The following is a 24,267-nucleotide window of genomic DNA, read 5'->3' as shown; positions in this document are numbered from 1 at the left end:
GTGGTCAGGGCAGGATCAGTTTGGACACCGCCGCCAGCATCTGCGCCGGCTGGAACGGCTTGACCACCCAGGCCTTGGCACCCGCCGCCTGGCCTTCGGCCTTTTTCGACTCCTGGGACTCGGTGGTCAGCATGATGATCGGCGTGAACTTGTAGTTGGCCAGCTTCTTGACCTCCTTGACGAAGGTGATGCCGTCCATGTTTGGCATGTTCACGTCACTGATGATCAAGTGGACCTTCTGCCCGGTGAGCTTGCCCAGCGCATCCCGGCCGTCGCAGGCTTCGATCACGTCGTAACCGGCGCTTTTCAAGGCAATGCCGACCACTTGCCGCACACTGCTGGAGTCGTCGACCACTAATACATTCTTCGCCATGGTGTGCTCCTTAAAAGAAGGTGATGTCTTGAGAATTCTGTGACGCGGCCGCTTCGCCATGGTGGGTGCGGCGTTGTTCGTCGGTGGCGTAGGTGGCCTCCATGCTCGCCAGCCATTGGCGCGCGTCGACGACCAGCGCCTGGTCCGGCGACTGACTGGCCTGCAACAGGTGTTCGTGCAGGGCGTGCATGTTGTCGCGCACGTGGCTGAGGATCTGGCTGACCCGGTCCTGGAACTGCAGGTTGACCAGCACCTCGGTCATCTCGTCGCGAATGCCGTAGCTTTCCTGCTTGAGCAGGTCGGCGGAGTCGGCCAGGCGCCCGGTGATGTTCTGGAAGCGCTCGAGCACCTGCTGGATGCTCTGCTCGGACGCTGCAACGGAGTGGCTGTCCTGGTCGGCGCTGCTGGATGCCGCCTGCACCAGTTGGGTGATGGCGTTGTTGATGATGTCGACCTTCGCCGACATCTGCTGGCCGGTCTCGCTGGATTTGCTCGACAGACTGCGCACCGCATCGGCCACCACCGCAAAGCCGCGACCGGCTTCTCCGGCACGTGCGGCCTCGATGGCGGCGTTGAGCGCCAGCAGGTTGGTCTGCGCGGCAATGGCCGCGACGTCGGCGGCCATGGTGCGCAGCTCGCCGGTATAGGCCGTGAGGCTGCGCACCTGGGTCAGGGTCTGGTCACGGCTGGTTTGGGTGGCCTTGAGCGAATCGATCACCTGGCTCAGCTCGCTGTCGCTGCTGGCCAGCCCTTTGAGCGCGCCCTCGGCGGCCTGCCCGTCCAGCTCGCCGGCGGCCTGCTGCGAGGCTTGCACGGTGTCCTGCAAACGCGCGGAAATCCCGGTGAACCGATTGGCCAGGCTCACGATCGCGTCTTCGGTCTGCTGCCGCGAGCTTTCCACCTGTTTGGCCCAGATCGGCATGGCGCCGAGCAGGATCTCGTCGAGCTGCGTGCGTGAATCCACACCCTGCAGGCCGGCCTGCGCCGCTGAATCCTCTGCCAGCGCGACGGCGCGCTGCACGGCGTCGCGCTGGGCACCGGCACTCCAGGCGCAGGCGCCGAGGCCGATCAACACCAGCACGGCGCAGGCCGCAAGGTTGGCCGGGGCAGTGGACTGCGACAGTATCCAGATGACAGCGGGGATGACCGGGATGAAAGCGAACCAACGAAAACGCGGATGACCGGCAAGGGCAGTACGGCTGGGTTGACTCGGGGGCATGAGTTCGATCCTTGAACAGTGTTGCGGATGTAAACGACATAGGGGTTATCTGCGCGGTGCGTCACAACTTTAGACGTCGGCGTGTGCCTTCCGTCTGGTTTATGAACCTCGTATGACCGGTCAGTGTCGAAATCGCACCGTGGCGAGCGGGCTTGCCCTAATGCCGTTCAGTTAAGCGCAGATTCCCTGTGGCGAGCAGGCTTGTCCTGCGTTGGGCTGCGCAGCAGCCCCAAAGCCAGGCGCTGAGCCGTATCAGGTACACCCCGTTTTGCCGATTGGGGGCGCTTCGCACCCCAACGCGGGGCAAGCCCGCTCGCCACAATAAGCCCGCTCGCCACAACAAACCTGCTCGCCACAATAAGTCAGCTCGCCGCAAATAAACGCTGTTGTTGTGCGCTACATTCGATTGATACTTCTGCCTTATTCAAGTGTCCATTTGAATGTGCCGCACAATTATCCACTCTCCAGGAAATGCCCATGTCCAAGCTCGCCGAATTCCGCCAACTCGAAAAACATCTCGCTGAACAACTTCAAGCGCTGGAGAACTTAAAAGGCGATGCCGGCCTTAAGAAAGAAATTGAATTCGAAACCAAGCTTCGCGATTTGCTCGCCAAGTACAGCTACAGCCTCAAGGATGTGATCAACCTGCTGGATCCGCAAAGCGGCCGACGTGCTCCGGTGGCTGCGCCCAAGACGGGCACGCGCAAAGCCCGCCAGGTAAAGGTCTACAAGAATCCGCACACGGGGGAGACGATTGAAACCAAGGGTGGCAATCACAAAGGCTTGAAAGAGTGGAAAGCCGAACATGGCGCCGACACTGTCGAGTCATGGCTGAGCAAGTAATACTCGAATGTGCAAAGGGGCCCGCAACGGCCCCTTTTTTTCGGCTTCAATTTTTATTATTGCGTCGGCAGGGCTCCGCGCAATAACACACGTCTGTCCATCACGTGTTCGAAAAGTAGCCAGCAGTGCGCAACTGCAGGCTATAAACCCAAATCCCGAAAACCAGCGCGTATTCCTTGAACATCGGAAGCGTCAGCAGGTGGACGATAGAGTCGCTGCCCATCTGAGCTTGCAACATCTTGAGACGAGCACCGCAGCACTTTTTTCAATGCGGGTGCAGCAATGGTTTTCGACGACTGACACGTCTGGATCAAGGGTTCTGGCGCCATTGGGGTTGTCACGCACAGTTTTGGCGTCTACTCTGGAAATGTATGAATTGTTACGAACAATTTCGGAGGCGCCCGTTTTTGCGGCGCGATACTTCAGGACGAGGAACGAAAGATGTTTTCACATGAAGGTCCCGCGATAGAGCTGTTGCTGTTTATTTTTGGTCTGGCCGGTGTGGTGCTGGTCGTATGGTTTATCCACCATCAATACGAGCGAAAGAACGGGAAAGGCGTTAAAAAACAACAAAACCGCAGCGAGGGCCGCTCAACGTAAGTGCCTGGCAGCCCTTGCATCCGAGCCAGTCGCATGCGACTGGCTTTCGCGTTTTTATAAGCTATTTGTAGTTGTAGATTGTCGCGAGGGTCACCATGCGGCCTTTGAGATCGCTGGTATTGAAGCGTATTGCAGGATCAATATCCGCGACGCCGTGCATCGTATCGAAGCAGTGTGCCTGCGCTCTAATTCTGCATTCATCCTAACAGCGAGGCTCTCTTGAGCAGCTCGGAGAGCCCCTCAGGTACTAACTGAGATCCAGCATTGAAGCTTGAGACAAAACACCATGTGGCTTGAAACGCTGCCCCATCGCTTTCATGGCCCTCCAGCCAGGGTTTCTCATAGACTTCTGCGTCGTCGAACCTTGCATCGTAGACGAAGACTATTTCGTGTCCTGGCTTGCCTGCGTAGGTAAAAATACTTTCCAGCGTGCCAATCAATCGGACGTCGCTGATCGAAAGTCCCAGCTCTTCCTTCACTTCACGGGCGATGGCATCGACACCTCTCTCGCCGAACTCAATACCCCCGCCAATGGGGCGAAAGAGAGTTCGTGCTTCAACAGCGTCGTGGAACTGATTGACCAGTATTTTTCCGTGATGGTGAAAGACACATAGAGCAAGCGCTCGAATACGCGGTTCTGACATGAGAGCAACTACCTGAGTGTTCGTTCGGCAGAACGCGGTTGGAGAAATATTGCGGAGCGGAAAAGACAAGGGCCTGCTCAGGTTTCCCTGGCAAGCCCTTTGATATCTATGGTGCCCGAACCCGGAATCGAACCGGGACGCCCTTACGAGCGGGGGATTTTAAGTCCCATGCGTCTACCAGTTTCGCCATTCGGGCGGTAGCGCGGTGCAGCAGGGTTGGGAATATATAGTCCCGGGCGTTTCGATGCAAGGTCGAAGGGGGCTTTTATCGATCCTTTGCGCGGGCTAAAAACCTTGGTAGATCAGTTATCTACAGAAAAATCCGACGCTTCAATCCATCAGCGCCAGCAGGTCTGTATCCCCCACATCCTGTCCGGCCTGGCTCAACAACGTTGTCACCTGGCCACGGTGGTGAGTCTGGTGATTGAAAAAGTGCACCAGCAGGCTGAAGAACGGCTTGCTGGCTGCGTCACCCGCCATGGTGTGGTAGCTCAATTGCTGGTCGAGGTCGTCGTCGTGCAAGGTCGCAGCCCAGTCGATGATCATCTGGTCCATCCACACGCGTAGGGCGGTCAGTTCCTGCAGGTCGGTGAATGCCAGTTGTTTCAGGTTGGCGGGGGTGGGGAGGGTATTCAAGGGGGTCAGGGCCGAAAACCCGTCCGGATGCGTGGCAAAGCGTTTGAGCCAGACGATGTCGCCCAGGGCCAGGTGGTTCAAGGTGCCGAAGATCGAGGCAAAGAACGCCTGGCGGTCCCTGCGCAGGGCTTCATCGGTCAGTTGGGCGGCCGCGTGGTAGACCTTGCGGTTCATCCACTGGTTGTAGTTCGCCATCAGCGCAATCTGTTCGATACGGTTCATGGGTCAGCGTCCATTCAGATAACGATTGGTATACACCACGTCATATACCCTGCGCCGCGAGCACGGCCAGATAAATCAGCACCAGCCCGCACACTGCGTAGCTGACGCGCTGCCAGGTGGGCGAAGCGTTCTGGCGCAGCAGGTTCACCAGTCCCGCCACCAGAAAGCACGACAGCACCGACGCGACCATGAAGCCTGCAAAAAACATCAGGGTTTGCCCGTGGCTGGGTGTGGCACCGACAATGCCGGACAACGCGCTGCCCAGGGCGCCCCAGTAAACGATGTTCTTGGGGTTGGCGAGGGAAATCGCCGCGCCCACCGCCAGCGCATTTTGCCGGGAGCTGGCAGGGACGTCATCGGCTGCCGGCAGGTGCCAGGCATCGATCAAGCTGCGCACACCGAGCCAGGCCAGGTACAGCGCGCAAACCACGGTCAGCGGTACGCGGACGGCATCGTGCTGGATCAATAGCGCGATGCCGGTCAGGCCGATAACGGCCCATACCGCGTCGCCCACCAGCGAGCCGACCTGCACCAGCAGCGCCGGGGTGAAGCCGTGGAGCAGGCCACGGCGCAGGGTTTCTGCCAGAACGGCGCCGGGCGAGAGGCAAAACACGAAGCCGAACACCAGTGCGTATACAAAGATCGACAGCATGCCCACGTCCTTTTGACAAAAGCCGAGAGCATAGAGCCGTCAGAGACTCAGGCGCAAGGCGAGGGCGGCGAGGGTGATCAACAGCACCGGCAGGGTCAGCACGATGCCGACCTTGAAGTAGTAGCCCCAACTGATGGTGATGCCTTTGCGCGCAAGGATATGCAGCCACAGCAGGGTGGCGAGGCTGCCGATGGGGGTGATCTTCGGGCCGAGGTCGCTGCCGATGACGTTGGCGTAGATCATCGCGTCCTTGACCACGCCCACGGCATGGCTGGACTCGATGGACAACGCACCGATCAGCACGGTCGGCAGGTTGTTCATCACCGACGACAGCAGTGCCGTGAGCACGCCGGTGCCCATGGCCGCGCCCCACACGCCGTGGGTGGCGAAGGTGTCGAGCCAGGTCGCCAGGTAGTCGGTCAACCCGGCGTTACGCAGGCCGTAGACCACCAGGTACATGCCCAGGGAAAAGATCACGATCTGCCACGGCGCGTCCTTCAATACCTTGCGCGTGGAAATCGTGTGGCCCTTGGCGGCAATCACCAGCAGGAGCACCGCACACACGGCGGAAATCGCACTGATGGGGATGCCCAGCGGTTCCAGGGCAAAACAGCCGACCAGAAGAATACCCAGCACCCACCAGCCGGCGCGGAACGTGCCACGGTCACGGATCGCGCTGGCCGGGTCATCCAGGTCGGCGGGGTCATAGGTCTGCGGGATGTCGCGGCGGAAAAACCACAGCAGCACCGCAAGGGTTGCGGCCACGCTGACAAGGTTCACCGGCACCATCACGGCGGCATATTCATTGAAGCCGATCTTGAAGTAGTCGGCGGAGACGATGTTGACCAGGTTCGACACCACCAGCGGCAGGCTCGCCGTGTCGGCGATAAAGCCGGCGCCCATCACGAACGCCAGGGTCGCCGCTGGCGAAAAGCGCAGGGCCAGCAGCATCGACATCACGATGGGGGTGAGGATCAACGCCGCGCCATCGTTGGCAAACAGCGCCGACACCAGCGCACCCAGCAGCACCATGTAGGCAAACAACCGCCGGCCGCGCCCACGGCCCCAGCGTGCCACGTGCAGCGCGGCCCAGGCGAAGAACCCGGCCTCGTCCAGCAGCAGGCTGATCACGATCAACGCAACAAAGGTGCCGGTGGCATTCCAGATGATGTGCCACACCACCGGAATATCCGCCAGGCTGATCACGCCAAAGGCCAGGGCGAGGATTGCGCCCATCGTTGCGCTCCAGCCGACCCCGAGGCCCTTGGGCTGCCAGATGACCAGCACGATGGTGAAGATAAAAATGCCAATTGCGACAAGCATGTATGAACGCTCCAGGGGACCAACAGCCAATGCGCAGGCCTGCGGCGGCCTGACGTGCAGAGCATGGATCAGTTCGCCGACATAAAGTTCGCCAGCGCCGTCAACCGCCAGCATATTGCCAGATATTTCGGGAAAACTTGTTGCGATTGATCTGGATCAAATACCGGCGAATGGGCCACAACTGTTTGAAATTAAAATGAAACATCCATGTCCTACAGTGCCTGCCCATTGCTGAAGAAGGAAAAATCCGCGTGACCCGTGCCACTCGCAACCTGCGCAAGACCCTCGATGCCGTCGCCGATAACAACGAAACGGCGGCGTACGAGCTGATGCGCGCCGTCGAACAGCTTGGCGATGAGGTGCTGCGTCAGCGTCTGCTCAACACCATTCACCGGCTTAATCAGGACGCCTGCGACTTGCGCGTGGCGCGCGATTCGGTGGAGCTGGCGTCGGTCAGGCTCGCTTGAGCAGGATCGTCACAGGCAAAGGCCCGATCAGGCGAAAAAAGAGTGCTGCAGTGATAGAGTCGCTTTTTTTCCAAGGAAGCGATGGCATGCGCAACGTGGTATTAGGTGCATTGGTAGTGGCAGCCCTGACGGGGTGCGCCGGTTCTAAGATGAAAGAGGCGCGCGCGGGCAGCCCTTACAAGACACTGGCGTCGGACAAGGCCACGCTGGTGGTTGCCGAATGCATCCAGTACGGCTGGCAGGATGAAAGCGTGTTCGGCGTGGACGCCGGCGGCTTCAAGGAGCCGGTCGGGGCGGGCGGTTTCACGGTCTACACCACCGGTGGCGATTACTTTGTGGACGTGCAGAGCGCGGGCGCAGGGTCCAGCGTGAAATACTACGCCGCTGCTGACAGCATGCCTGCCAAGCGTCGCCTGGCCGCATTGGCGACCTGCCTGTAAGCCGTGCCTCAGCGATTTTCGGAAATGCCTTGCGGGACAGCCCTGAGGCATTGGCCTATGATTCAGCCGCCCGCTCGGCGTAACGGCTCTTTACCAGTACAGGGATGTCGAGGCCTGAACGTCGAGCGGGCCTCGCGCTCACGTCTGTTCAACGGGGCATGAAACTCAACTGCCAGCGCCGTGGAATCGTCAGCGACACCAGCCCCAACACCCCCGCCAGCGCACCGCTGACCCACAATGCGCGCATGCCCATCTGCTGTTCCAGCAACGCACCGACAAACATGCCCGTCCACGGGATTAATTGCACGCGCCAGCCATTGCGTCGTTCCCCCAGCACCCAGCGACCCAGCCCACGACCAAATCGCGAGAGCGCCCCCGTCACATAGGTGAGCCCCACCGGCAGTCCGTTCACTTCTTCGACGGCCGCGTTGAGCATGCCCATGGCCACAATTGCTGCCAGCAGCGCGGGCAGCGTATCGGCCAACGACCAGAGCGCGGCGGCGCAGAGCAGGGCGGCGATGCACAGCAGCAACGGCAGTGCCCGGCGTTTGCCCAGTCGGCTGACGACCACGCCCAGGGCGTTACCCAGAATAAAGGTGGCGACCAGCAGCAACAGGCGCGCAGTCAAACCCAAGTCACCCGCGCTGATCGCCACTGCCAGGCGCGTGGTATTACCGCTCATGAACGACACAAAATCGCCGCTGGCCATAAAACCAATGGCATCGGTCATCCCCGCCAGCACCGACAGCCCAGCCACTAGCATCAGGCCCACGCGTCCGCGCCAGAGTCGCCGATGGGCGAGCGCAGCGCTGGCGTACGGTTTGCGGGATGAAGGCAGCATGCGCGCGGGTCCTCGGTGAGATTAATCGGCCATTACCGTAGAACGCTTTGAACGGCGGCGCAATGCATGGATGGCCGGCATGATCCCTCCCAGCCGACCACACCCTTGTGGCGAGCAGGCTTGCCCTGCGTTGGGGTGCGAAGCGCCCCCAATTAAGGAAAACACGGTGTACCTGATACCGCTCAGCGCCTGGTATGGGGCTGCTGCGCAGCCCAACGCAGGGCAAGCCTGCTCGCCACAGGGCGGTGTGGGGCTCAGATGCGCACCAGTTGCCAACCTTCTTCCTGCCAGATCAACAGATGAGTCGGCTGGATCGCCTGCAGGAAGGCGTCGTCATGGGATATCACCACCATTGCCCCGGTGAAGTGCTTCAAGGCTTGCTCAAACGCCACGACCGACTCCAGGTCCAGGTGATTGGTCGGCTCGTCCAACAGCAGCAATTGCGCCGGCGTCCCGCGCCACAGGGCGATCGCCATCGCGGCTTTCAGGCGTTCGCCGCCGCTGAGTTGCCCCGCCGGTTGGGTCACACGCAGCGCATCCAGTTGCAGCAACGCGAGGCGGGTGCGCAGTTCGGCTTCGGCCAGCGGCGTGGCGAGCAGGTTGAGCTGTTCGACCACGGAACGGCCGTTATCCAGCAGCGCCAGATGCTGATCGATATACGCCGTCGGCAGATGCACCGAACAGACCCCGCTGGCGGCCTGCACGTGACCGGCCAGCAGCTTGAGCAACGTGGATTTGCCGCAGCCGTTGGGTCCCTTTACGGCAATGCGCACGGGCCCGGCCAGGTTGAATGTGAGCCACGTTGAGGTCGCCAATGGATCAAGCCACGGCAGTTGCGCGCGCTCAAGGCTCATCACCTGACGACCGTTGGGCACTGTCGAGGCCGGCAAGGCGAGCAGGGTGGGTGTCTCGTGTGCCACGTGTTGGCAGGCCTGGCGCACCTGGGCATCGAGTTGGCCCTTGTGGGACTGCTGCCCACTGCGCACCTTGCTGACCACTTCGGTGGCGGCACCTTTCCAGCGCGCCCGGGTAAGCCGGTCGACGTTGGCATTCTGCGCATGCTGGCGCGAGCGCGCGGCGTGGCGTTGCAGGTCATCGTTCTGGTGTTGCAGGCGCTGCCGTTCGCGGCTGCGCTCAAGGCGTGCGCGCGCCAGTTCGGCGACTGCCGCATGCTGCTGCGCCTCGCGCTGTTGGCGATAGTCCTCGTAGTTGCCGCCGTACAACCGGGCCCCGAGGGGTGACAGCTCAATGATGCGGCCCATGGCATTGAGCAACTGCCGATCATGACTGACCACCACCAGCCCCCCTCGCCAGAGGTGCAGCACCTGCAACAGCCAGGCGCGTCCGGCACTGTCGAGGTGGTTGCTCGGCTCATCGAGAATCAGCAATTGTGGCGCCGCCAACAGCGCGCCGATAATCGCCACCCGCGCCAACTGACCGCCGCTCAGATGTTCAGCCGGCGTCTGCGCGTCAACGTCAGACAGGCCGGCGGCATCGAGTGCAGCGCGCAAGCGCTCGGCCAGGTCCCAGCGATCATCGATCAACGCCACATCGGCGCCCTCGGCGGTGCCTGCAGCCATGCGCTCAAGCGCAGCCAGGACAGGGGCCGTTGCGCTGAGATGGGCGACGGTGTCGCCTGTTTGAATCTCCACCGTCTGCGGCACGTACTTCACGCTGGCAGAGCCTTTCACGCTGCCCGAAGACGGCGTCAGCACACCGGCGAGCAGCCGGGCCAGCAGGCTTTTGCCGCAGCCATTGCGGCCGACGATGCCGGTCGGGGTGTGATCGATGGTCAGGTTAAGGTCTTCCAGCAGGGTTTCGCCATTGGCGAACTGGAAACACAGGTGTTGCAGGGAAACCAACACGGGTAGCCGCTTGACGTGAGTCACAGGCACCTCCAGAAAATGTCGAACAGGCCAACAGACACGTAAGGCGGCCTGTTGCAGATACATTTTTGAAAGGCTCAGTTGTTCACGTCGGCAGTCGTCCGGTCAGCGATAAAGGAGCTGAAGCCTAGCTCGCCTCAGCCAGTTGTTCAAGGAACATGGCCAACGCCACTTCCTCGGCCTTGAGCCCTTTGCGCAGTCGTGGCGGGGGCAGTTTGGACAGCTCGCCCAGGCTGAAATGTTCGAGCACGGCCGGGTGGATGTAGCACTTGCGACACACCGCCGGGGTGTTGCCCAACTGCCTGGCCACGTCCTTGACCATGGTTACCACATGGCGTTTGGCATCCGATTCGGGCTGCCACTCCAGCTCGCGCAGCACCGCCAGCGCCATGGCGGTGCCGGCCCAGGTGCGGTAATCCTTGGCGGTGAAGTCCGCGCCAGTGAGGCTGTGCAGGTAGGCGTTCACATCGTGGGAGCTGACGGTATGGCGCTCACCGTCTTCGTCCAGGTACTGGAACAGGTTTTGCCCCGGTAATTCCATGCAGCGCTTGACCACGGTAGCCAGGCGCCGGTCCTTCACGCTGATCTGGTGCTCAACGCCACTTTTGCCACGGAACTGGAACTGGATTTCGCTGCCCTTGACGTCAACATGGCGGTTGCGCAACGTCGTCAGCCCGTAGGATTTGTTGTCGCGCGCATACTGGGTATTGCCGACGCGAATCAAGGTGGCATCGAGCAACATCACCACGGTCGCGAGCACCTTTTCACGGGTGAAACCGGGCTCGGCCAACTGCGCTTCCAACTGTTTGCGCAGTTTGGGCAGGGCTTTGCCGAAAGCCTGCAGACGTGAGTACTTGTCGGTGTCGCGCACTTCGCGCCAGCGCGCGTGATAGCGGTACTGCTTGCGCCCGCGCGCGTCGCGGCCGGTGGCTTGCAAGTGGCCGCGGGGGTCGGCGCAGATCCATACATCGGTGTACGCCGGCGGCACGGCCAGGGCGTTCAGGCGTTTGATTTCGTCGGCAGCGGTGATGCGCTTGCCGTTGATATCGAAATACTGGAATTTGCCGCGCAACTGCTTGCGGGTGATGCCAGGTTGGGTGTCATCGACGTAGTGCAGGTCGCGGGGCAGGTCGGAATCGGGCATGGGCAACTTCCTTGGCAACAGATCAGGCCGGTATGTCTGATTGACCGCAGCGATGTGCGGTCGTGCCAAATGGTTACGCCAGCACCGCGACTGCCTTGATCTGTGCCCAGAGCGCCTGCCCGGGATGCAGTTGCAACTGGTCGCGGGAGTACCGCGTGATCCGTGCCAGCAGCGGTGTGCCGCCGGCGTCCAGGCGCACCAGCACGTGGGCGCTGTTGTCCGCGGCGATTTCCTCGGTGACCGTCACCGGCAGGCGGTTGAGGATGCTGCTGTGCTCCTGGGCCTGCAGGCTCAGGCTCACATCCCGCGCCTGCACTTTCACCCGCAGCGCCCGACCCAGTGCCAGCGGCGCGTGGGCGACGCGCATGTGCAAGGCGCTGTCGGGCAGTTGCAGGGTGAGCAACTGGTAGGCTGCGTCATAGGCGCTGACGGTGCCGTGGATCACCACGCCGGCATCGTCGCCCCGCGCCAGAGGCAGGTCCAGGCGCGCCAGGGTTTCGCCGATCGGGCCGCTGGCCAGCGCCTTGCCGTCGCTGAGCACCACGATGTGATCGGCCAGGCGCGCGACCTCATCCTGGGCGTGGCTGACGTAGAGCAGCGGAATATCCAGTTCGTCGTGCAACCGTTCCAGGTAAGGCAGGATTTCGCCCTTGCGCTGGCTGTCGAGGGCGGCCAGCGGTTCGTCCATCAGCAACAGCCTGGGACTGGTGAGCAGGGCGCGGGCGATGCCGATGCGCTGACGTTCACCGCCGGACAGGTGCTCGGGATTGCGCTCGAGCAGATGGCCGATACCCAGTAATTGGGTGGCCTGGGCCATATCGACACGGCGCGCCTGGCGCGGGATGCGCTTGAGGCCGAATTCGAGATTGGCCCGCACCGACAGGTGAGGAAACAGGCTGGCTTCCTGAAACACGTAGCCCAGCGCACGTTTATGCGGCGGCACAAACAGCCCGTTGCGGCTGTCCTGCCAGACCTCGTCGTTGACTTGGATAAACCCGTGTTCGGCGCGTTCCAGCCCGGCGATGCAGCGCAGGCAAGTGGTCTTGCCCGAGCCGGAGTGCCCGTACAGCGCCGTCACACCGCGCCCGGGCAGGTGCAAATCCACATCCAGCGCAAAACCTGGGTACTTCCTGTGCAGACGTACTTTGATCATCGACATCAGCTCCAGCCCATGCGGGTTTTACGGCTGGAATAAAGCGCCAGCAGCACGACGAATGCAAACACCACCATGGCGCCCGCCAGCCAATGAGCCTGGGCATATTCCATGGCTTCGACATGATCGTAGATCTGCACCGACACCACCCGGGTCTTGTCCGGGATATTGCCGCCGATCATCAGCACCACGCCGAACTCCCCGACGGTATGGGCAAAACCGAGGATAGAGGCGGTGATGAATCCAGGGCGTGCGAGGGGCAGGATCACCGTGAAAAACGTGTCCCAGGGATTGGCGCGCAAGGTGGCAGCGACCTCCAGTGGGCGCGTGCCAATGGCAGAAAACGCGTTTTGCAACGGCTGCACCACGAAGGGCATGGAATAGATGACCGAGCCGATCACCAGCCCGGCGAAACTGAAGGTGAGGGTGCCCAGGCCCAGCCATTGGGTGAACTGGCCGACGTAGCCGTGGGGGCCCATGGTCAACAGCAGGTAAAAGCCGATTACCGTGGGCGGCAGCACCAACGGCAGGGCGACAACCGCACCGATGGGCCCGCGCCACCACGAGCGGGTGCGCGACAGCCACAGCGCAATCGGGGTGCCGATCAACAGCAGGATCACGGTGGTGAGTGACGCCAGTTTGACGGTCAACCAGATCGCGGAAAAATCGGCGCTCGACAGCGGCATTTACAGCTCGTAACCGTAGGACTTGATGACGGCTGCGGCTTTGGGTCCCTTGAGGTAGTCAACGAGGGCCTTGGCTGCGGCGTTGTCTTTGCCCCTGGTGAGGATCACGGCGTCCTGTTTGATCGGGTCATGCAGTGAAGCAGGAACAAGCCAAGCCGAACCGTGCGTAACCATGCCGTCCTTATAGATCTGCGACAAGGCGACAAACCCCAGTTCGGCGTTGCCGGTGGACACGAACTGGTAGGCCTGGGTGATGTTCTGGCCCTCAACCAGCTTGTCCTTGACCTGCTCGGTCAGGCCCTGTTTGGCCAGCACCTGGGTGGCGGCCAGGCCGTAAGGCGCAGCTTTCGGATTGGCGATGGACAGATGTTTGAACTGATTTTCCTTGAGTACCTCGCCCTTGGCGTCCACATAACCGTCCTTGGCCGACCACAGCGCGAGGGTGCCCACGGCGTAGGTGAAGCGCGAGCCCTTGACCGTGTCGCCTTCGTTTTCGAGTTTTTGTGCGGTGGTGTCGTCGGCGCTCAGGAACACGTCGAACGGCGCGCCGTTCTTGATCTGGGTGTAGAACTGCCCCGTTGCCCCGTAGGACGCAACCAGCTTGTGGCCGGTGTCTTTCTCGAAGTCGGCGGCAATCGCCTGGATCGGCGCGGTGAAGTTGGCGGCCACGGCCACCTGGACTTCATCGGCCTGGGCTGACCCGAAGGCGAGGGCCGCGACCAGGACGGCCAGGCGAGGGGCGTGAATCTTCATGCTGCAGCTCCTTAGAGGGTGGGCGGCGCGTCATGGCGCAATCGCTGTGTAGGCAAATATATAGCGCCTGGCCATTGTCGGTACAGCGCGAAGTACCTACTGCAGTTTTGCCAGGGCTTGTTCGGCCAGCTCGCGGGTCAGCGCGCAGGTTGAAATGTCTTTGCCCAGGCGCACTGCCTGACCGGCCCACAAGTTGCTGAAGCCCGCTTCGTCCCTGGCCTTGAGCGGCATCAAGGCACCGCCGGCCTTGGGAAACGCAGGTGCTGCGGGGTTCATCGCGCCGAGTTCACGCATGACCCGGTTGACGATGCCTCGCGCCGGGCGACCCGTGAACAGGTTGGTGAGGGCAGTCTCGCTGGCCTGGGCATGGCGCAGCGCATGGTGGTGGGAGTCCGTCACGGTGGCCTGCGGCGTAAACAGATACGCCGTGCCGATCTGCACCGCTGACGCGCCCAGGGCAAAGGCCGCGACAATGCCGCGCGCGTCAGCGATGCCACCGGCGGCGATCACCGGCACGCTGACGGCGTCGACAACTTGCGGCAACAAGGCAAACAGGCCGATCTGGCTATCGAGGTCGTCACTCAGAAACATCCCACGGTGCCCGCCGGCCTCAATGCCCATGGCGATGATGGCGTCGCAGCCATGTTGCTCCAGCCAGAGGGCTTCCTCAACGGTGGTGGCCGACGACAGCACCTTGGCACCGGTATCTTTGACCCGATCGAGCAGAGATTTTTCCGGCAAGCCAAAGTGAAAGCTCACCACCTCGGGCCGAAACGCTTCGACCACCCGACACGCTTCGTCGTTAAACGGTGCACGGTTGGACGCGGGCGTTGGCGCATCAAAGTCGGCACCCAGTTCGCGGTAGTAGGGTTCGAGCAACGCTTTCCAGTGGTTATCCCGCGCTTCGTCTGGCGCGGGCGGTTGATGGCAGAAAAAATTGACGTTGATTGGCCGGTTGCCTGCCTGACGAATCGTGGTCAGCGCTTCACGAAGTTGCTCGATGCTCAGCGCCGCGGCAGGCATTGAGCCCAGCGCACCGGCTTCGTTGGCGGCGATGACCATGGCGGTGGTGGTGGCGCCGGCCATGGGCGCCTGGATAATGGGCACTTCGATGCCCAGCAGGTCGAGAATGCGGGTGTCTGGCCAGGTGCTCATGGGATGGGTCTCCAGCGTAAGTAAGACGGTTCGCTGTTTTAACAGGGCCATGCTCATCCGGCCAGTCCGTTCAACCCTCGCGCTCTCGTTCCAATAACTGCCGCTTGCGTTCCACGCCCCAGCGATAACCACTCAAATCGCCGTTGCTGCGCACCACGCGGTGACAGGGAATCGCCACCGCCAGGCTGTTGGCCCCACAGGCTTGCGCCACCGCACGGAATGACGTGGGCGCGCCGATGCGTTGGGCGATCTGCGCATAACTGGCGGTGCTGCCCGGCGGAATATCGCGCAAGGCCTGCCACACCCGTTCCTGAAACGCCGTGCCGCGCAGGTCCAGCGGCAGGTTCAGGCCCAGGCCAGGCGCTTCGATAAAGCCCACGACCTGAGCGATCAGCTGTTCGAAGTCGTGATCCGCGCCGACCAGTTCGGCCTTGGGGAACTTGTCCTGAAGGTCTTGCACCAGCGCATTCGGATCGTCGCCCAGCAGGATCGCGCACACGCCTCGCAGGCTTTGCGCTACCAGAATCGCGCCCAGCGAGCATTCACCCACGGCAAAACGGATTTCGCTGTTGGTGCCGCCGGCCTTGTAGTCACTGGGTTTCATGCCCAGCATTTGCCCGGCCGACTCATAAAAGCGGCTGTTGGAGTTGAAGCCTGCATCGTACAGCGCGTCCGTGACGCTGCCGTGCTGCGTGAGGCTGGCGCGCACTCTGCGTGAGCGTTCGGCGCGCGCATAGCCCTTGGGCGTGAGGCCGGTGACCGATTTGAACACCCGGTGAAAATGGAAGGGGCTCAACCCGGCCTGCAGGGCCAGGGTTTCAAGGCTGGGTTCGGTGTCGGCCTGTTCGATCTGACGACACGCGTCGGCTACCCGTCGGGCATGCTGGGTGGCGCCTTCGGTGCGTTTATTCGGCCGATAACCGGCCGCCTCGGCTTGTTGAGGTGTGTCAAAAAACTCGACGTTCTCCGGGCGCGGCCGGCGTGCGCTGCTGCTGGGCCGGCAATAGACGCCGGTGGTTCTGACGCCGTAGACAAACAGGTTGTCGGCCTTGGGGTCTCGGGCGAGGACAGCGGCCCAGCGTGGGTCTTGTTCAATGTTCATGGCCTGGACTCTTGACGGTTCACCGGCAGATTAGCTGCACGGATGGCCCGTGGCACTCTGAAGCTTGCGGTCAAATCAGCCGGCAGTACGAAAGGTGAGGTTGATGCGTTGCGCACCCATGACCGGGTGCTCGCCGTCCTTGATCGGCATCACCCCATGAAAGCGCAAGCGATCGACACCGCCCCAGACCACCACATCGCCATGGAACAGGGAAACTTTTTGCGGCTTGTCACTGCGCGCGTGGCCGCCGAACAGAAAGATCGCCGGCAGCCCGAGGGACACCGACACCACCGGCGCACGGTAGTGACGTTCGTTCTTGTCCTGGTGCAAGGACATTTTGGCGCCGGGCACGTAACGGTTGATCAGGCAGGCATCCGGTGCGAAGTCGCTGAAGCCTGCGCTCGCCGCCGCCTGCTCGGCCAGTTGGCGCAAGGCATCGGGCAGGGCAGGCCAGGGCTGTTGGTTGTGGGGATCAATCGGGCTGTAGCGGTAACCGCTGCTGTCGGTGGTCCAGCCCAATGCGCCACAGCTGCTCAGCGCCGCCGACATGGTAAAGCCGCCGGGTGTGACCATTCTGCGAAAGGGCGAGCGGGCCAGTACGCGTCTCAGCTCGGGCAGCAGGCGATCAATCCATGGCAAGGCAAAGCCTCTGAGCACCCAGGATTGTTCGCCGATCTGCTCGCGGCTTGCCGGTTGCTGCAAGGCCTCGTCGGCAAACAGATCGGCAGTGGGGCCGGCCATGGGCTTACAGCGCCTTGCTCACGGTGATTTCGCTGATTTCGTCGTCGGCATGGTGAATTTTCGCCAGCGCTTGCCTGGCTTCTTCAATGCTTTTGGACTCAAGCTGGGCGAACTCAAAGCGGCGTTGGCCGTTGAGCTTGTACTTGATGACGTATTTGGTGGTAGTGGTCACAGCTTTATTCCTGTCAGTGCGCGGGTCAGCTCAGCTTGCTGCTGGTACGGCGGACGATGCGGATCTTGTGGGACAGCGCCGGTTTGCGGGTAACGCTGATGGCGCGACGGGTGACCACGTCCAGGGTGATGTTCCAGAAACCGGTGCTCGGCGCGGTGATTTTGGCCGGGAACTGATCGAAGGCGCCACCGTGGTAAGTGTGGCGGCCGCCGTTCTTGAAGCTGCGAAAGTTCGCATCGCTCATCAGACGGATATTACAAGTTTGCGAGCATTCGATGACGACAATGTCTCCCTCATTGAGGTGCTCACGCTGGTGGATGAATTTCATGAGGTGTCTCCAGAAGGGCTTTTTCTGAAAAATCAGAACGATACGTAGGTTAAGATGGAGTTTATCAGCCCCAGCGCGTTTATTATCGGGCCGTCGTCGACGACTTCGACAATTTAAAACAGTTTATCTACCCGCTATCAGAGAAAAGTCCTACTTTTGCGGGAGAAAATTCCCATGCCCGCTGTCGTAGGATCTTTATCGGAGGTTTTTGTATGAAGTGGAGTGTGTTGGTTCTGGCGTTGGCGATCGGCGGGTGTGCTTCGGTTGCAGACATCAAGCAGACCCCGCCCACGCTGGCGGTGATTTCCGGAAAGAAACCGCAGGATTATGCGGCGTGCATTGTGCAGAAGTTGTCCAGCACGCGTCGGCCATCGCAGATAGAGCCGCACAAGAACGGGGTACAGGTGATCGTGCCACAGAAATTCTCGTCTGACCCTTCGGCGATTTTCGAGATTGAAGACCGTTCCAGCGGCAGTAGCATCAAGCTGTACGAGAGCATGTCCAATGTGCCGATCCGCCCGGGTGACGTGAAGAAAGCCGGGGAAGATTGCATCTCCGGCTGAGTGCTGTAACAGGTCCAACCTTTTGAATCCGATAAAAATGCCGCTCGACCCTTGAGGCCAAGCGGCATTTGTGTGTTTTGGAACGCCGTCATGAAACGTGAACACGTCACAAGCTGTCAGGCCGAGGGCCTGATTTCTGCCACTCACATTATCCAGAACCCTGCCGATCTGGGTGAATGGATCGTCTTCTTCAAAAAAAGCGGCGGTCGCAGTTTTTTCCTGGTGGATGATCAGGATGAAGTGGAGTCCTTCGCGCGCCTGGATGATTTGACCGAGACGCTGCGAGGGCTGGGCATCCGCTTTGCCGAGATTCAACTATAGGGGTACAGCAGGGGCGCAGCGCCTATTTGCACACGACCACTACACTGCGGCCCTTGAAATTTCCGACATCCTTGCCGAGCGTCTTGTCTTCTTCGCTCAGTGCAGGCGTGCCTTCGGTGCCGATGATGCGATAACCGGTGCCGGCGCAGGAGGCATCGGCCTTCTCATAACAGCTGGCCCAGGAGTTGACTTCGCCTGAGCAATCGATGGTGAGGCCTTGTTCGCCATTTTTGAGGACCACGTCAGAGGTGGTGGTACAACCGGCCAGCGCCAGTACTGCAATCAGTGTCAGGATCTTGTTCATGGTGGGGTCGTCGTCGAAGGTGTTATAGAGGGGGCGCTGACACTGTCGTGGGGCGTTTGCGCAAGATTATAGCGATCTGCCATCTTGGTACAGACAAACACAAAAAAGCCCCGATTATCGGGGCTTTTTGTGCAGGGCTGTAAGGCTTATTTGCCCTTGGGCCGCTTGCTGGACGCATGGCCTGCCTCATCCACGAACACTTCGGCAACGGCAATCGCCATGCTCTCGCTGGCGAATACGCCTGCGACGCTGTCACCGTGGAAGTTGATCAAGTGCCAGCCGTCCGCTCGCTGGGTGATCAGGTAGCCATTTACGCCTTTGGGTTCTGACATCTATTAACCGTCTCATGATGTGATTCAAGGCCGCAATGATAGCGCCAAACGTTGCATTGCGGCCCAAGTTATTGCATATCCATAGGGTGGGTGAGGGCGCTTGTCACAAGATATGCGGAACTTACGCAGAAATTTTTTCTCTATGTTGCTATCGCAACGCCAGCAAGACCCATTGTAAGGTGACTGCGGCGTCATTAGACTGCGCCGAATTCCGTACGCACAGCCCTTTGTAAGGACTCATATGATCAAGAAATGCTTGTTCCCAGCAGCCGGTTACGGCACTCGCTTCTTGCCAGCGACCAAGGCCATGCCCAAAGAGATGCTGCCGGTGGTAAACAAGCCACTGATCCAGTACGGCGTCGAAGAGGCACTGGATGCCGGTCTGAATGAAATCTCCATCGTCACCGGTCGCGGCAAGCGCGCGCTGGAAGATCACTTCGACATCAGCTACGAGCTGGAAAACCAGATCAAGGGCACCGACAAGGAAAAATACCTGGTCGGTATTCGCAAGCTGCTCGACGAGTGCTCGTTCTCCTACACCCGTCAAACCCAGATGAAAGGCCTTGGCCACGCCATCCTCACCGGCCGCCCACTGATCGGTGACGAACCGTTCGCCGTGGTCCTGGCTGATGACCTGTGCGTCAACCTGGAAGGCGACGGCGTGCTGACCCAGATGGTCAAGCTTTACCAGAAATACCGTTGCACCATCGTGGCTGTGATGGAGGTCAACCCGGCCGAGACCAACAAGTACGGCGTTATCGCCGGCGACGACATTGGTGATGGCCTGATCCGCGTCCGCGACATGGTCGAGAAGCCAGCGCCGGAAGACGCGCCATCGAACCTGGCGATCATCGGTCGTTACATCCTGACCCCGGACATCTTCAAGTTGATCGAAGAAACCGAGCCAGGCAAGGGCGGTGAAATCCAGATCACCGACGCCCTGCTCAAGCAAGCCAAAGACGGTTGCGTGATTGCCTACAAATTCAAGGGCCAGCGTTTTGACTGCGGCGGCGCCGAAGGCTACATCGAAGCCACCAACTTCTGCTACGAGCACTTCTACAAGACGGGCAAAGCTTACTGATTCACGCCTGTGTCGTTGTGTTTAAAGAGAAAGCCACCCCCGGGTGGCTTTTTCGTTTTTCAGCCCCATCTAAGTCGGTATGCTGATGTGCTGCCGAGGAGAATGAAATGGCCTACGATTTTGACCTGTATGTAATTGGCGCCGGTTCCGGCGGTGTTCGTGCGGCCCGTTTTGCCGCAGGCTTTGGTGCCAAAGTGGCCGTGGCCGAAAGCCGCTACCTGGGCGGTACCTGCGTCAACGTCGGTTGCGTGCCGAAAAAGCTGTTGGTGTACGGCGCACATTTTGCCGAAGATTTCGAGCAGGCCAGTGGTTTTGGCTGGTCCCTGGGTGAAGCGAACTTCGATTGGGCGACCTTGATCGCCAACAAGGATCGCGAGATCAACCGCCTCAATGGCATCTACCGCAAGCTGCTGGTCGACAGTGGCGTGACCCTGCACGAAGGGCATGCGCGACTGGTTGATTCTCATCAGGTGGAAATCAATGGCGAGCGGTTCACCGCCAAACACATCCTGATCGCTACCGGTGGCTGGCCGCAGATTCCGGAGATTCCGGGGCGCGAACACGCAATTGGCTCCAACGAAGCCTTCTTCCTCAAAGAGCTGCCCAAGCGCGTACTGGTGGTGGGCGGTGGCTACATCGCGGTCGAGTTTGCCGGGATCTTCCACGGCCTTGGCGCCAATACATCGCTGCTGTATCGCGGCGATCTGTTTCTGCGCGGCTTCGACGGTTCGGTGCGAACCCACCTGAAAGAAGAGCTGACCAAGCGCGGCATGGACCTGCAGTTCAATGCCGATATCGCGCGTATCGACAAGCAGGCCGATGGCAGCCTCAAGGCCACGCTCAAGGATGGTCGCGTGCTGGAAGCCGATTGCGTGTTCTACGCCACGGGCCGCCGGCCGATGCTGGATAACCTTGGCCTGGAAAATACCGACGTCAAACTGGACAAGCGCGGCTTCGTCGAAGTGGATGACCTGTACCAGACCGCTGAAGCGTCGATCCTGGCGATTGGCGATGTGATCGGTCGTGTGCAACTGACCCCGGTGGCCCTGGCTGAAGGCATGGCGGTGGCACGTCGTCTGTTCAAGCCCGAGCACTATCGCCCGGTGGATTACGCGATGATTCCGACGGCAGTGTTCAGTTTGCCGAATATCGGCACCGTTGGCCTGACCGAAGAAGATGCGAAAGAGCAGGGCCACAGGGTGAAGGTGTTTGAAAGCCGCTTCCGGCCGATGAAGCTCACGCTTACCGATTGCCAGGAAAAGACCCTGATGAAACTGGTGGTCGACGCCGACACCGACAAGGTGCTGGGTTGCCACATGGTCGGACCCGATGCCGGCGAAATCGTGCAGGGCCTGGCGATCGCGCTCAAGGCGGGCGCGACCAAGCAGCATTTCGACGAAACCATCGGCGTGCACCCCACGGCCGCTGAAGAGTTCGTCACCATGCGCACGCCTGTAGCCGACTGATCAGGCGTCAGGCGTTGCCTCTGGCGTCGTCGCAACGACGGCCGCCAGGCGTAGCGCCTCGATGCTGGCCTGGGCCTTGATCAGGTCCAGCTCCAGCGTCTTGTTCTTTTGTTGATGCTCGGCCAACGCGTCCTGGCGTGACTGGCTGTCCAACATGGCCACGCGCAGACGCTCCTGCAGCAGGGCGCGTTCGCTTTCAATCCGGTTTACCTGTTCGCTCAGCGCGAGTTGGCGGGCCTGGTCTTCGCTGGTCTGTTCCTGCAGTGCATTCAGCTCCCTGGCCGTGACGCGGTGCTCGATCAGCAGGCGCTCGTTGTCACGGTGCAGCTGGGTGATCTCGTCCTGACGCACCATCGCGCTTTGCTGAGCCTGGCGCAGCTCGGCCTGCACCTGCTGCACCTGGCCCTCGTGACGACGCTGCTCCTGCTCGCGCTGTTCCTTGATGGCGTTGCGGTAGTGCTCCAGTGCATCGCGGGCGTGCAGGTGTTTTTCTTCCAGCGAGCGGATCTGTTCGTCTTTATCGTTAATCCTCAACTCGTAATCGCTGCACGCCTGGCTGAGCCCGGCGTTGCGTGTCTGCTCGGTTTGCAGGCTGGTGCTGGCGGTCTGCAGTGCAGCACTTTCTTCGGCAAGCGCTGCGGCCTGGATATCGAACTGCTGCTTGAGCTGGCCGTGGGCAAGCTCGAGTTCTTCGAGTTGGCCGAGCAGGGCGGCTTTGTCCTGTTCGAACCGCGCCTGGGCCAGGTCAATTGGCTCCTGGGCTTTCTCCTTGAGGCGCTGGGCCAGTCGTGACACCAGCTCGCTCAGCTCGTCGTCGATGGGCGCCTGGGTGATGGTCGCCCGGGTTTCGCTCTCGTCCAGCTCCTTCAAATACCGATGAATAGTGGTTTTCGAACCGGTATTGCCCATCTCGATGCGTACCGCGTCGATGCTGGGGTTTTCGCCGCGGGCGATGATCGCCGTGCGCGCCGTCTGCACTACTGCCTTATTAATGCCGCCACGAGCCATGGGGTCTCCGTCGATTTCGTACTGTGGTACAGAGTATGTATTTACATACCGTATCATAAATAAAAGGGTCTTTAAATTCATGATTTAACAGATGGGATATTGGCGTATTATCCCGTGTCATGTGCGTTGTGAGCGCGAAAACCCCTGCCATCAGTACGAATAGGCCTGCCATGAGCGATCTGGAGCGGTATCTCAACGCCGCCACCCGCGACAACACGCGCCGCAGCTATCGCGCGGCCATCGAGCATTTCGAAGTGAATTGGGGCGGATTCCTGCCGGCTACGAGCGACAGTGTGGCGCGCTATCTGGTGGCGCATGCAGGCGTGCTGGCGGTCAATACGCTGAAGCTGCGCCTGTCGGCGTTGGCGCAGTGGCACACCAGCCAGGGTTTTCCCGATCCGACCAGGACGCCGGTGGTGCGCAAGGTGCTCAAGGGCATTCGGGCCGTGCACCCGGTTCAGGAGAAGCAGGCCGAGCCGTTGCAACTCATTCATTTGGAGCAGGTGGTGGCTTCTCTGCAGGCAGAGGCCCGGGAGGCGAGCGATCAACAGGATCAGCCGCGACTGCTGCGCGCCCGGCGCGACACTGCGTTGATCCTGCTGGGGTTCTGGCGCGGGTTTCGCAGTGATGAGCTGTGTCGCCTGCAGATCGAACATGTGCAGGCCACGCCCGGCGCCGGTATCAGCCTGTACCTGCCGCGCAGCAAAAGCGATCGGCACAATCTCGGCAAGACTTACCAAACGCCTGCACTCTTGAGGCTGTGCCCGGTACAGGCCTACAGCGAATGGCTCAGCGCTTCGGCGCTGGTGCGCGGCCCGGTGTTTCGCGGCATTGACCGCTGGGGCAACCTGGGCGAGGCGGGCTTGCATCCCAACAGCGTGATTCCATTGCTGCGCCAGGCGCTGGAGCGTGCGGGGATCGCCGCCGAGCAATACACCAGCCACTCATTGCGCCGGGGCTTTGCGACCTGGGCTCACCGCAGCGGCTGGGACTTGAAGTCGTTGATGAGTTACGTCGGCTGGCGCGACATGAAATCGGCCATGCGCTATGTTGAGGCAACCCCCTTTACCGGCATGACCCTGGCCAGCCAACCGCTGCTGTGAGATTTCTTCTATTAATACAGCGACCTGATAGGGAAAACCAATCACCAGCATCAGGTTTGCCAATGAGCCATCGACGCAAAGAGTGGTTAGGATTCACCCCATCAACTTCATAACCCCTGACGGAGAGTCAACGATGCCTATCATCAACAGCCAAGTAAAACCGTTCAAAGCCACCGCATTCAAAAACGGCAGCTTCGTAGATGTGACCGACGCTGACCTGAAAGGCAAGTGGTCCGTTGTGTTCTTCTACCCAGCCGACTTCACCTTCGTTTGCCCAACCGAACTGGAAGACCTGGCTGACAACTACGCCGAATTCCAGAAACTGGGCGTCGAGATCTACAGCGTGTCCACCGACACCCACTTCGCGCACGCTGCCTGGCACAACACCTCGCCAGCCATCGGCAAGATCCAGTACACCATGATCGGCGACCCGACCCTGACCATCTCCCGCAACTTCGACGTGCTGATCGAGGAAGCAGGCCTGGCGGACCGCGGTACGTTCGTGATCAACCCGGAAGGCCAGATCAAGATCGTCGAGCTGAACGACGGTGGTGTTGGCCGTGACGCTTCCGAGCTGCTGCGCAAAATCAAGGCTGCCCAGTACGTCGCTGCCCACCCGGGCGAAGTGTGCCCAGCCAAGTGGAAAGAAGGCGAGGCCACTCTGGCTCCGTCTCTGGACCTGGTTGGCAAGATCTAAGTCTGTGAAGCA

At 60.8% G+C, this 24,267-nt stretch carries 30 protein-coding genes and 1 tRNA gene; 10 read left to right on the top strand and 21 right to left on the bottom strand.

The window, feature by feature from the left end:
* Nucleotides 1–4 precede the first annotated feature (4 nt).
* Together JOE32_RS05465 and JOE32_RS05460 are read right to left on the bottom strand one after the other, a co-directional pair.
* On the bottom strand, nt 5–373 hold the full coding sequence (locus JOE32_RS05465; protein WP_024076566.1) for a response regulator: 369 nt from the start codon (nt 371–373) through the stop codon (nt 5–7).
* A 10-nt stretch (nt 374–383) separates the two neighbouring features.
* A complete protein-coding gene (locus tag JOE32_RS05460; protein WP_209982099.1) occupies nt 384–1,592 on the bottom strand; it encodes a methyl-accepting chemotaxis protein in 1,209 nt (402 codons plus the stop codon).
* 477 nt (nt 1,593–2,069) lie between these two features.
* On the opposite strand from JOE32_RS05460, the gene JOE32_RS05455 reads away from it, so the two are divergent.
* On the top strand, nt 2,070–2,435 hold the full coding sequence (locus tag JOE32_RS05455; RefSeq protein ID WP_209982097.1) for a histone-like nucleoid-structuring protein, MvaT/MvaU family: 366 nt from the start codon (nt 2,070–2,072) through the stop codon (nt 2,433–2,435).
* A 441-nt stretch (nt 2,436–2,876) separates the two neighbouring features.
* Complete coding sequence (locus tag JOE32_RS05450; protein ID WP_169793821.1) at nt 2,877–3,035, top strand: hypothetical protein; 159 nt, start codon at nt 2,877–2,879, stop codon at nt 3,033–3,035.
* A gap of 197 nt (nt 3,036–3,232) precedes the next feature.
* Here JOE32_RS05450 and JOE32_RS05445 read toward each other — a convergent pair whose 3' ends face one another.
* The 5 genes from JOE32_RS05445 to JOE32_RS05425 form a co-directional block, all read right to left on the bottom strand.
* The gene (locus tag JOE32_RS05445; RefSeq protein WP_209982095.1) at nt 3,233–3,679 is read right to left on the bottom strand and encodes an NUDIX hydrolase; all 447 of its coding nucleotides are present in this window, start codon (nt 3,677–3,679) and stop codon (nt 3,233–3,235) included.
* Between the two features lie 109 nt (nt 3,680–3,788).
* Nucleotides 3,789–3,875: transfer RNA gene (locus JOE32_RS05440), tRNA-Leu, on the bottom strand.
* 134 nt (nt 3,876–4,009) lie between these two features.
* Nucleotides 4,010–4,537, bottom strand: a complete 528-nt coding sequence (locus JOE32_RS05435; RefSeq protein WP_209982094.1) for a DinB family protein — start codon at nt 4,535–4,537, stop codon at nt 4,010–4,012.
* 40 nt (nt 4,538–4,577) lie between these two features.
* Complete coding sequence (locus JOE32_RS05430) at nt 4,578–5,189, bottom strand: LysE family transporter (protein ID WP_209982092.1); 612 nt, start codon at nt 5,187–5,189, stop codon at nt 4,578–4,580.
* A gap of 39 nt (nt 5,190–5,228) precedes the next feature.
* Nucleotides 5,229–6,512, bottom strand: coding sequence for an arsenic transporter (locus tag JOE32_RS05425; protein WP_209982090.1), 1,284 nt, complete (start codon nt 6,510–6,512; stop codon nt 5,229–5,231).
* Nucleotides 6,513–6,763: 251 nt separating this feature from the next.
* Here JOE32_RS05425 and JOE32_RS05420 point away from each other — a divergent pair, with 251 nt between their 5' ends.
* Together JOE32_RS05420 and JOE32_RS05415 are read left to right on the top strand one after the other, a co-directional pair.
* Entirely contained in the window at nt 6,764–6,979 is a 216-nt protein-coding gene (locus tag JOE32_RS05420; protein ID WP_209982087.1) for a hypothetical protein, read from the top strand.
* Nucleotides 6,980–7,065: 86 nt separating this feature from the next.
* A complete protein-coding gene (locus tag JOE32_RS05415) occupies nt 7,066–7,419 on the top strand; it encodes a hypothetical protein (RefSeq protein WP_209982084.1) in 354 nt (117 codons plus the stop codon).
* 148 nt (nt 7,420–7,567) lie between these two features.
* Here the strand turns inward: JOE32_RS05415 and JOE32_RS05410 are convergent, their stop codons facing one another.
* From JOE32_RS05410 to JOE32_RS05360, 11 genes are all read right to left on the bottom strand, one after another.
* Nucleotides 7,568–8,260, bottom strand: a complete 693-nt coding sequence (locus JOE32_RS05410) for a YoaK family protein (protein WP_209982082.1) — start codon at nt 8,258–8,260, stop codon at nt 7,568–7,570.
* A gap of 254 nt (nt 8,261–8,514) precedes the next feature.
* Complete coding sequence (locus JOE32_RS05405) at nt 8,515–10,149, bottom strand: ABC-F family ATP-binding cassette domain-containing protein (protein WP_209982080.1); 1,635 nt, start codon at nt 10,147–10,149, stop codon at nt 8,515–8,517.
* 124 nt (nt 10,150–10,273) lie between these two features.
* Entirely contained in the window at nt 10,274–11,290 is a 1,017-nt protein-coding gene (locus JOE32_RS05400; protein WP_209982078.1) for a DNA topoisomerase IB, read from the bottom strand.
* 73 nt (nt 11,291–11,363) lie between these two features.
* Complete coding sequence (gene modC, locus JOE32_RS05395) at nt 11,364–12,443, bottom strand: molybdenum ABC transporter ATP-binding protein (protein WP_209982076.1); 1,080 nt, start codon at nt 12,441–12,443, stop codon at nt 11,364–11,366.
* A gap of 5 nt (nt 12,444–12,448) precedes the next feature.
* On the bottom strand, nt 12,449–13,129 hold the full coding sequence (gene modB, locus JOE32_RS05390; protein ID WP_209982075.1) for a molybdate ABC transporter permease subunit: 681 nt from the start codon (nt 13,127–13,129) through the stop codon (nt 12,449–12,451).
* Nucleotides 13,130–13,882 carry a molybdate ABC transporter substrate-binding protein gene (gene modA / locus JOE32_RS05385; RefSeq protein WP_209982072.1) on the bottom strand — a complete coding sequence of 251 codons (753 nt, stop codon included), beginning with the start codon at nt 13,880–13,882 and terminating at the stop codon, nt 13,130–13,132. It lies immediately after the preceding gene.
* A 96-nt stretch (nt 13,883–13,978) separates the two neighbouring features.
* Nucleotides 13,979–15,037: a nitronate monooxygenase gene (locus JOE32_RS05380; RefSeq protein WP_209982070.1), complete on the bottom strand. Its 1,059-nt coding sequence runs from the start codon at nt 15,035–15,037 to the stop codon at nt 13,979–13,981.
* Between the two features lie 70 nt (nt 15,038–15,107).
* On the bottom strand, nt 15,108–16,139 hold the full coding sequence (ada, locus tag JOE32_RS05375; RefSeq protein ID WP_209982068.1) for a bifunctional DNA-binding transcriptional regulator/O6-methylguanine-DNA methyltransferase Ada: 1,032 nt from the start codon (nt 16,137–16,139) through the stop codon (nt 15,108–15,110).
* A 75-nt stretch (nt 16,140–16,214) separates the two neighbouring features.
* Complete coding sequence (gene alkB / locus JOE32_RS05370) at nt 16,215–16,880, bottom strand: DNA oxidative demethylase AlkB (RefSeq protein WP_209982066.1); 666 nt, start codon at nt 16,878–16,880, stop codon at nt 16,215–16,217.
* 4 nt (nt 16,881–16,884) lie between these two features.
* Nucleotides 16,885–17,052: a hypothetical protein gene (locus JOE32_RS05365; RefSeq protein ID WP_209982064.1), complete on the bottom strand. Its 168-nt coding sequence runs from the start codon at nt 17,050–17,052 to the stop codon at nt 16,885–16,887.
* Nucleotides 17,053–17,077: 25 nt separating this feature from the next.
* Nucleotides 17,078–17,380: a DUF1883 domain-containing protein gene (locus tag JOE32_RS05360; RefSeq protein WP_003230751.1), complete on the bottom strand. Its 303-nt coding sequence runs from the start codon at nt 17,378–17,380 to the stop codon at nt 17,078–17,080.
* Nucleotides 17,381–17,592: 212 nt separating this feature from the next.
* Between JOE32_RS05360 and JOE32_RS05355 the strand changes: the two genes are divergently transcribed.
* Together JOE32_RS05355 and JOE32_RS05350 are read left to right on the top strand one after the other, a co-directional pair.
* A complete protein-coding gene (locus tag JOE32_RS05355; RefSeq protein ID WP_209982062.1) occupies nt 17,593–17,943 on the top strand; it encodes a hypothetical protein in 351 nt (116 codons plus the stop codon).
* 90 nt (nt 17,944–18,033) lie between these two features.
* Entirely contained in the window at nt 18,034–18,264 is a 231-nt protein-coding gene (locus JOE32_RS05350; RefSeq protein ID WP_209982060.1) for a hypothetical protein, read from the top strand.
* 22 nt (nt 18,265–18,286) lie between these two features.
* Here JOE32_RS05350 and JOE32_RS05345 read toward each other — a convergent pair whose 3' ends face one another.
* Together JOE32_RS05345 and JOE32_RS05340 are read right to left on the bottom strand one after the other, a co-directional pair.
* Nucleotides 18,287–18,568 (bottom strand): hypothetical protein, encoded by a 282-nt coding sequence (locus tag JOE32_RS05345; protein WP_209982059.1) that lies wholly within the window; start codon nt 18,566–18,568, stop codon nt 18,287–18,289.
* A gap of 146 nt (nt 18,569–18,714) precedes the next feature.
* The gene (locus tag JOE32_RS05340) at nt 18,715–18,900 is read right to left on the bottom strand and encodes a hypothetical protein (RefSeq protein ID WP_209982057.1); all 186 of its coding nucleotides are present in this window, start codon (nt 18,898–18,900) and stop codon (nt 18,715–18,717) included.
* 241 nt (nt 18,901–19,141) lie between these two features.
* Here JOE32_RS05340 and galU point away from each other — a divergent pair, with 241 nt between their 5' ends.
* Nucleotides 19,142–19,981, top strand: a complete 840-nt coding sequence (galU, locus tag JOE32_RS05335; protein WP_003230743.1) for a UTP--glucose-1-phosphate uridylyltransferase GalU — start codon at nt 19,142–19,144, stop codon at nt 19,979–19,981.
* Nucleotides 19,982–20,088: 107 nt separating this feature from the next.
* Nucleotides 20,089–21,447, top strand: coding sequence for a glutathione-disulfide reductase (gene gorA, locus JOE32_RS05330; RefSeq protein ID WP_209982055.1), 1,359 nt, complete (start codon nt 20,089–20,091; stop codon nt 21,445–21,447).
* Here the strand turns inward: gorA and JOE32_RS05325 are convergent, their stop codons facing one another.
* Entirely contained in the window at nt 21,448–22,455 is a 1,008-nt protein-coding gene (locus JOE32_RS05325; protein ID WP_209982053.1) for a DNA-binding protein, read from the bottom strand. It abuts the gene before it with no gap.
* A 170-nt stretch (nt 22,456–22,625) separates the two neighbouring features.
* Here JOE32_RS05325 and JOE32_RS05320 point away from each other — a divergent pair, with 170 nt between their 5' ends.
* Both JOE32_RS05320 and ahpC read left to right on the top strand, forming a co-directional pair.
* Entirely contained in the window at nt 22,626–23,558 is a 933-nt protein-coding gene (locus tag JOE32_RS05320; protein ID WP_209982051.1) for a site-specific integrase, read from the top strand.
* A gap of 133 nt (nt 23,559–23,691) precedes the next feature.
* Nucleotides 23,692–24,255 carry an alkyl hydroperoxide reductase subunit C gene (gene ahpC, locus JOE32_RS05315; RefSeq protein WP_003191303.1) on the top strand — a complete coding sequence of 188 codons (564 nt, stop codon included), beginning with the start codon at nt 23,692–23,694 and terminating at the stop codon, nt 24,253–24,255.
* Nucleotides 24,256–24,267: the final 12 nt, after the last annotated feature.

Source organism: Pseudomonas sp. PvP025, assembly GCF_017832155.1.
GTDB lineage: Bacteria > Pseudomonadota > Gammaproteobacteria > Pseudomonadales > Pseudomonadaceae > Aquipseudomonas.
This window is presented reverse-complemented; position numbering and strand designations above follow the sequence as displayed.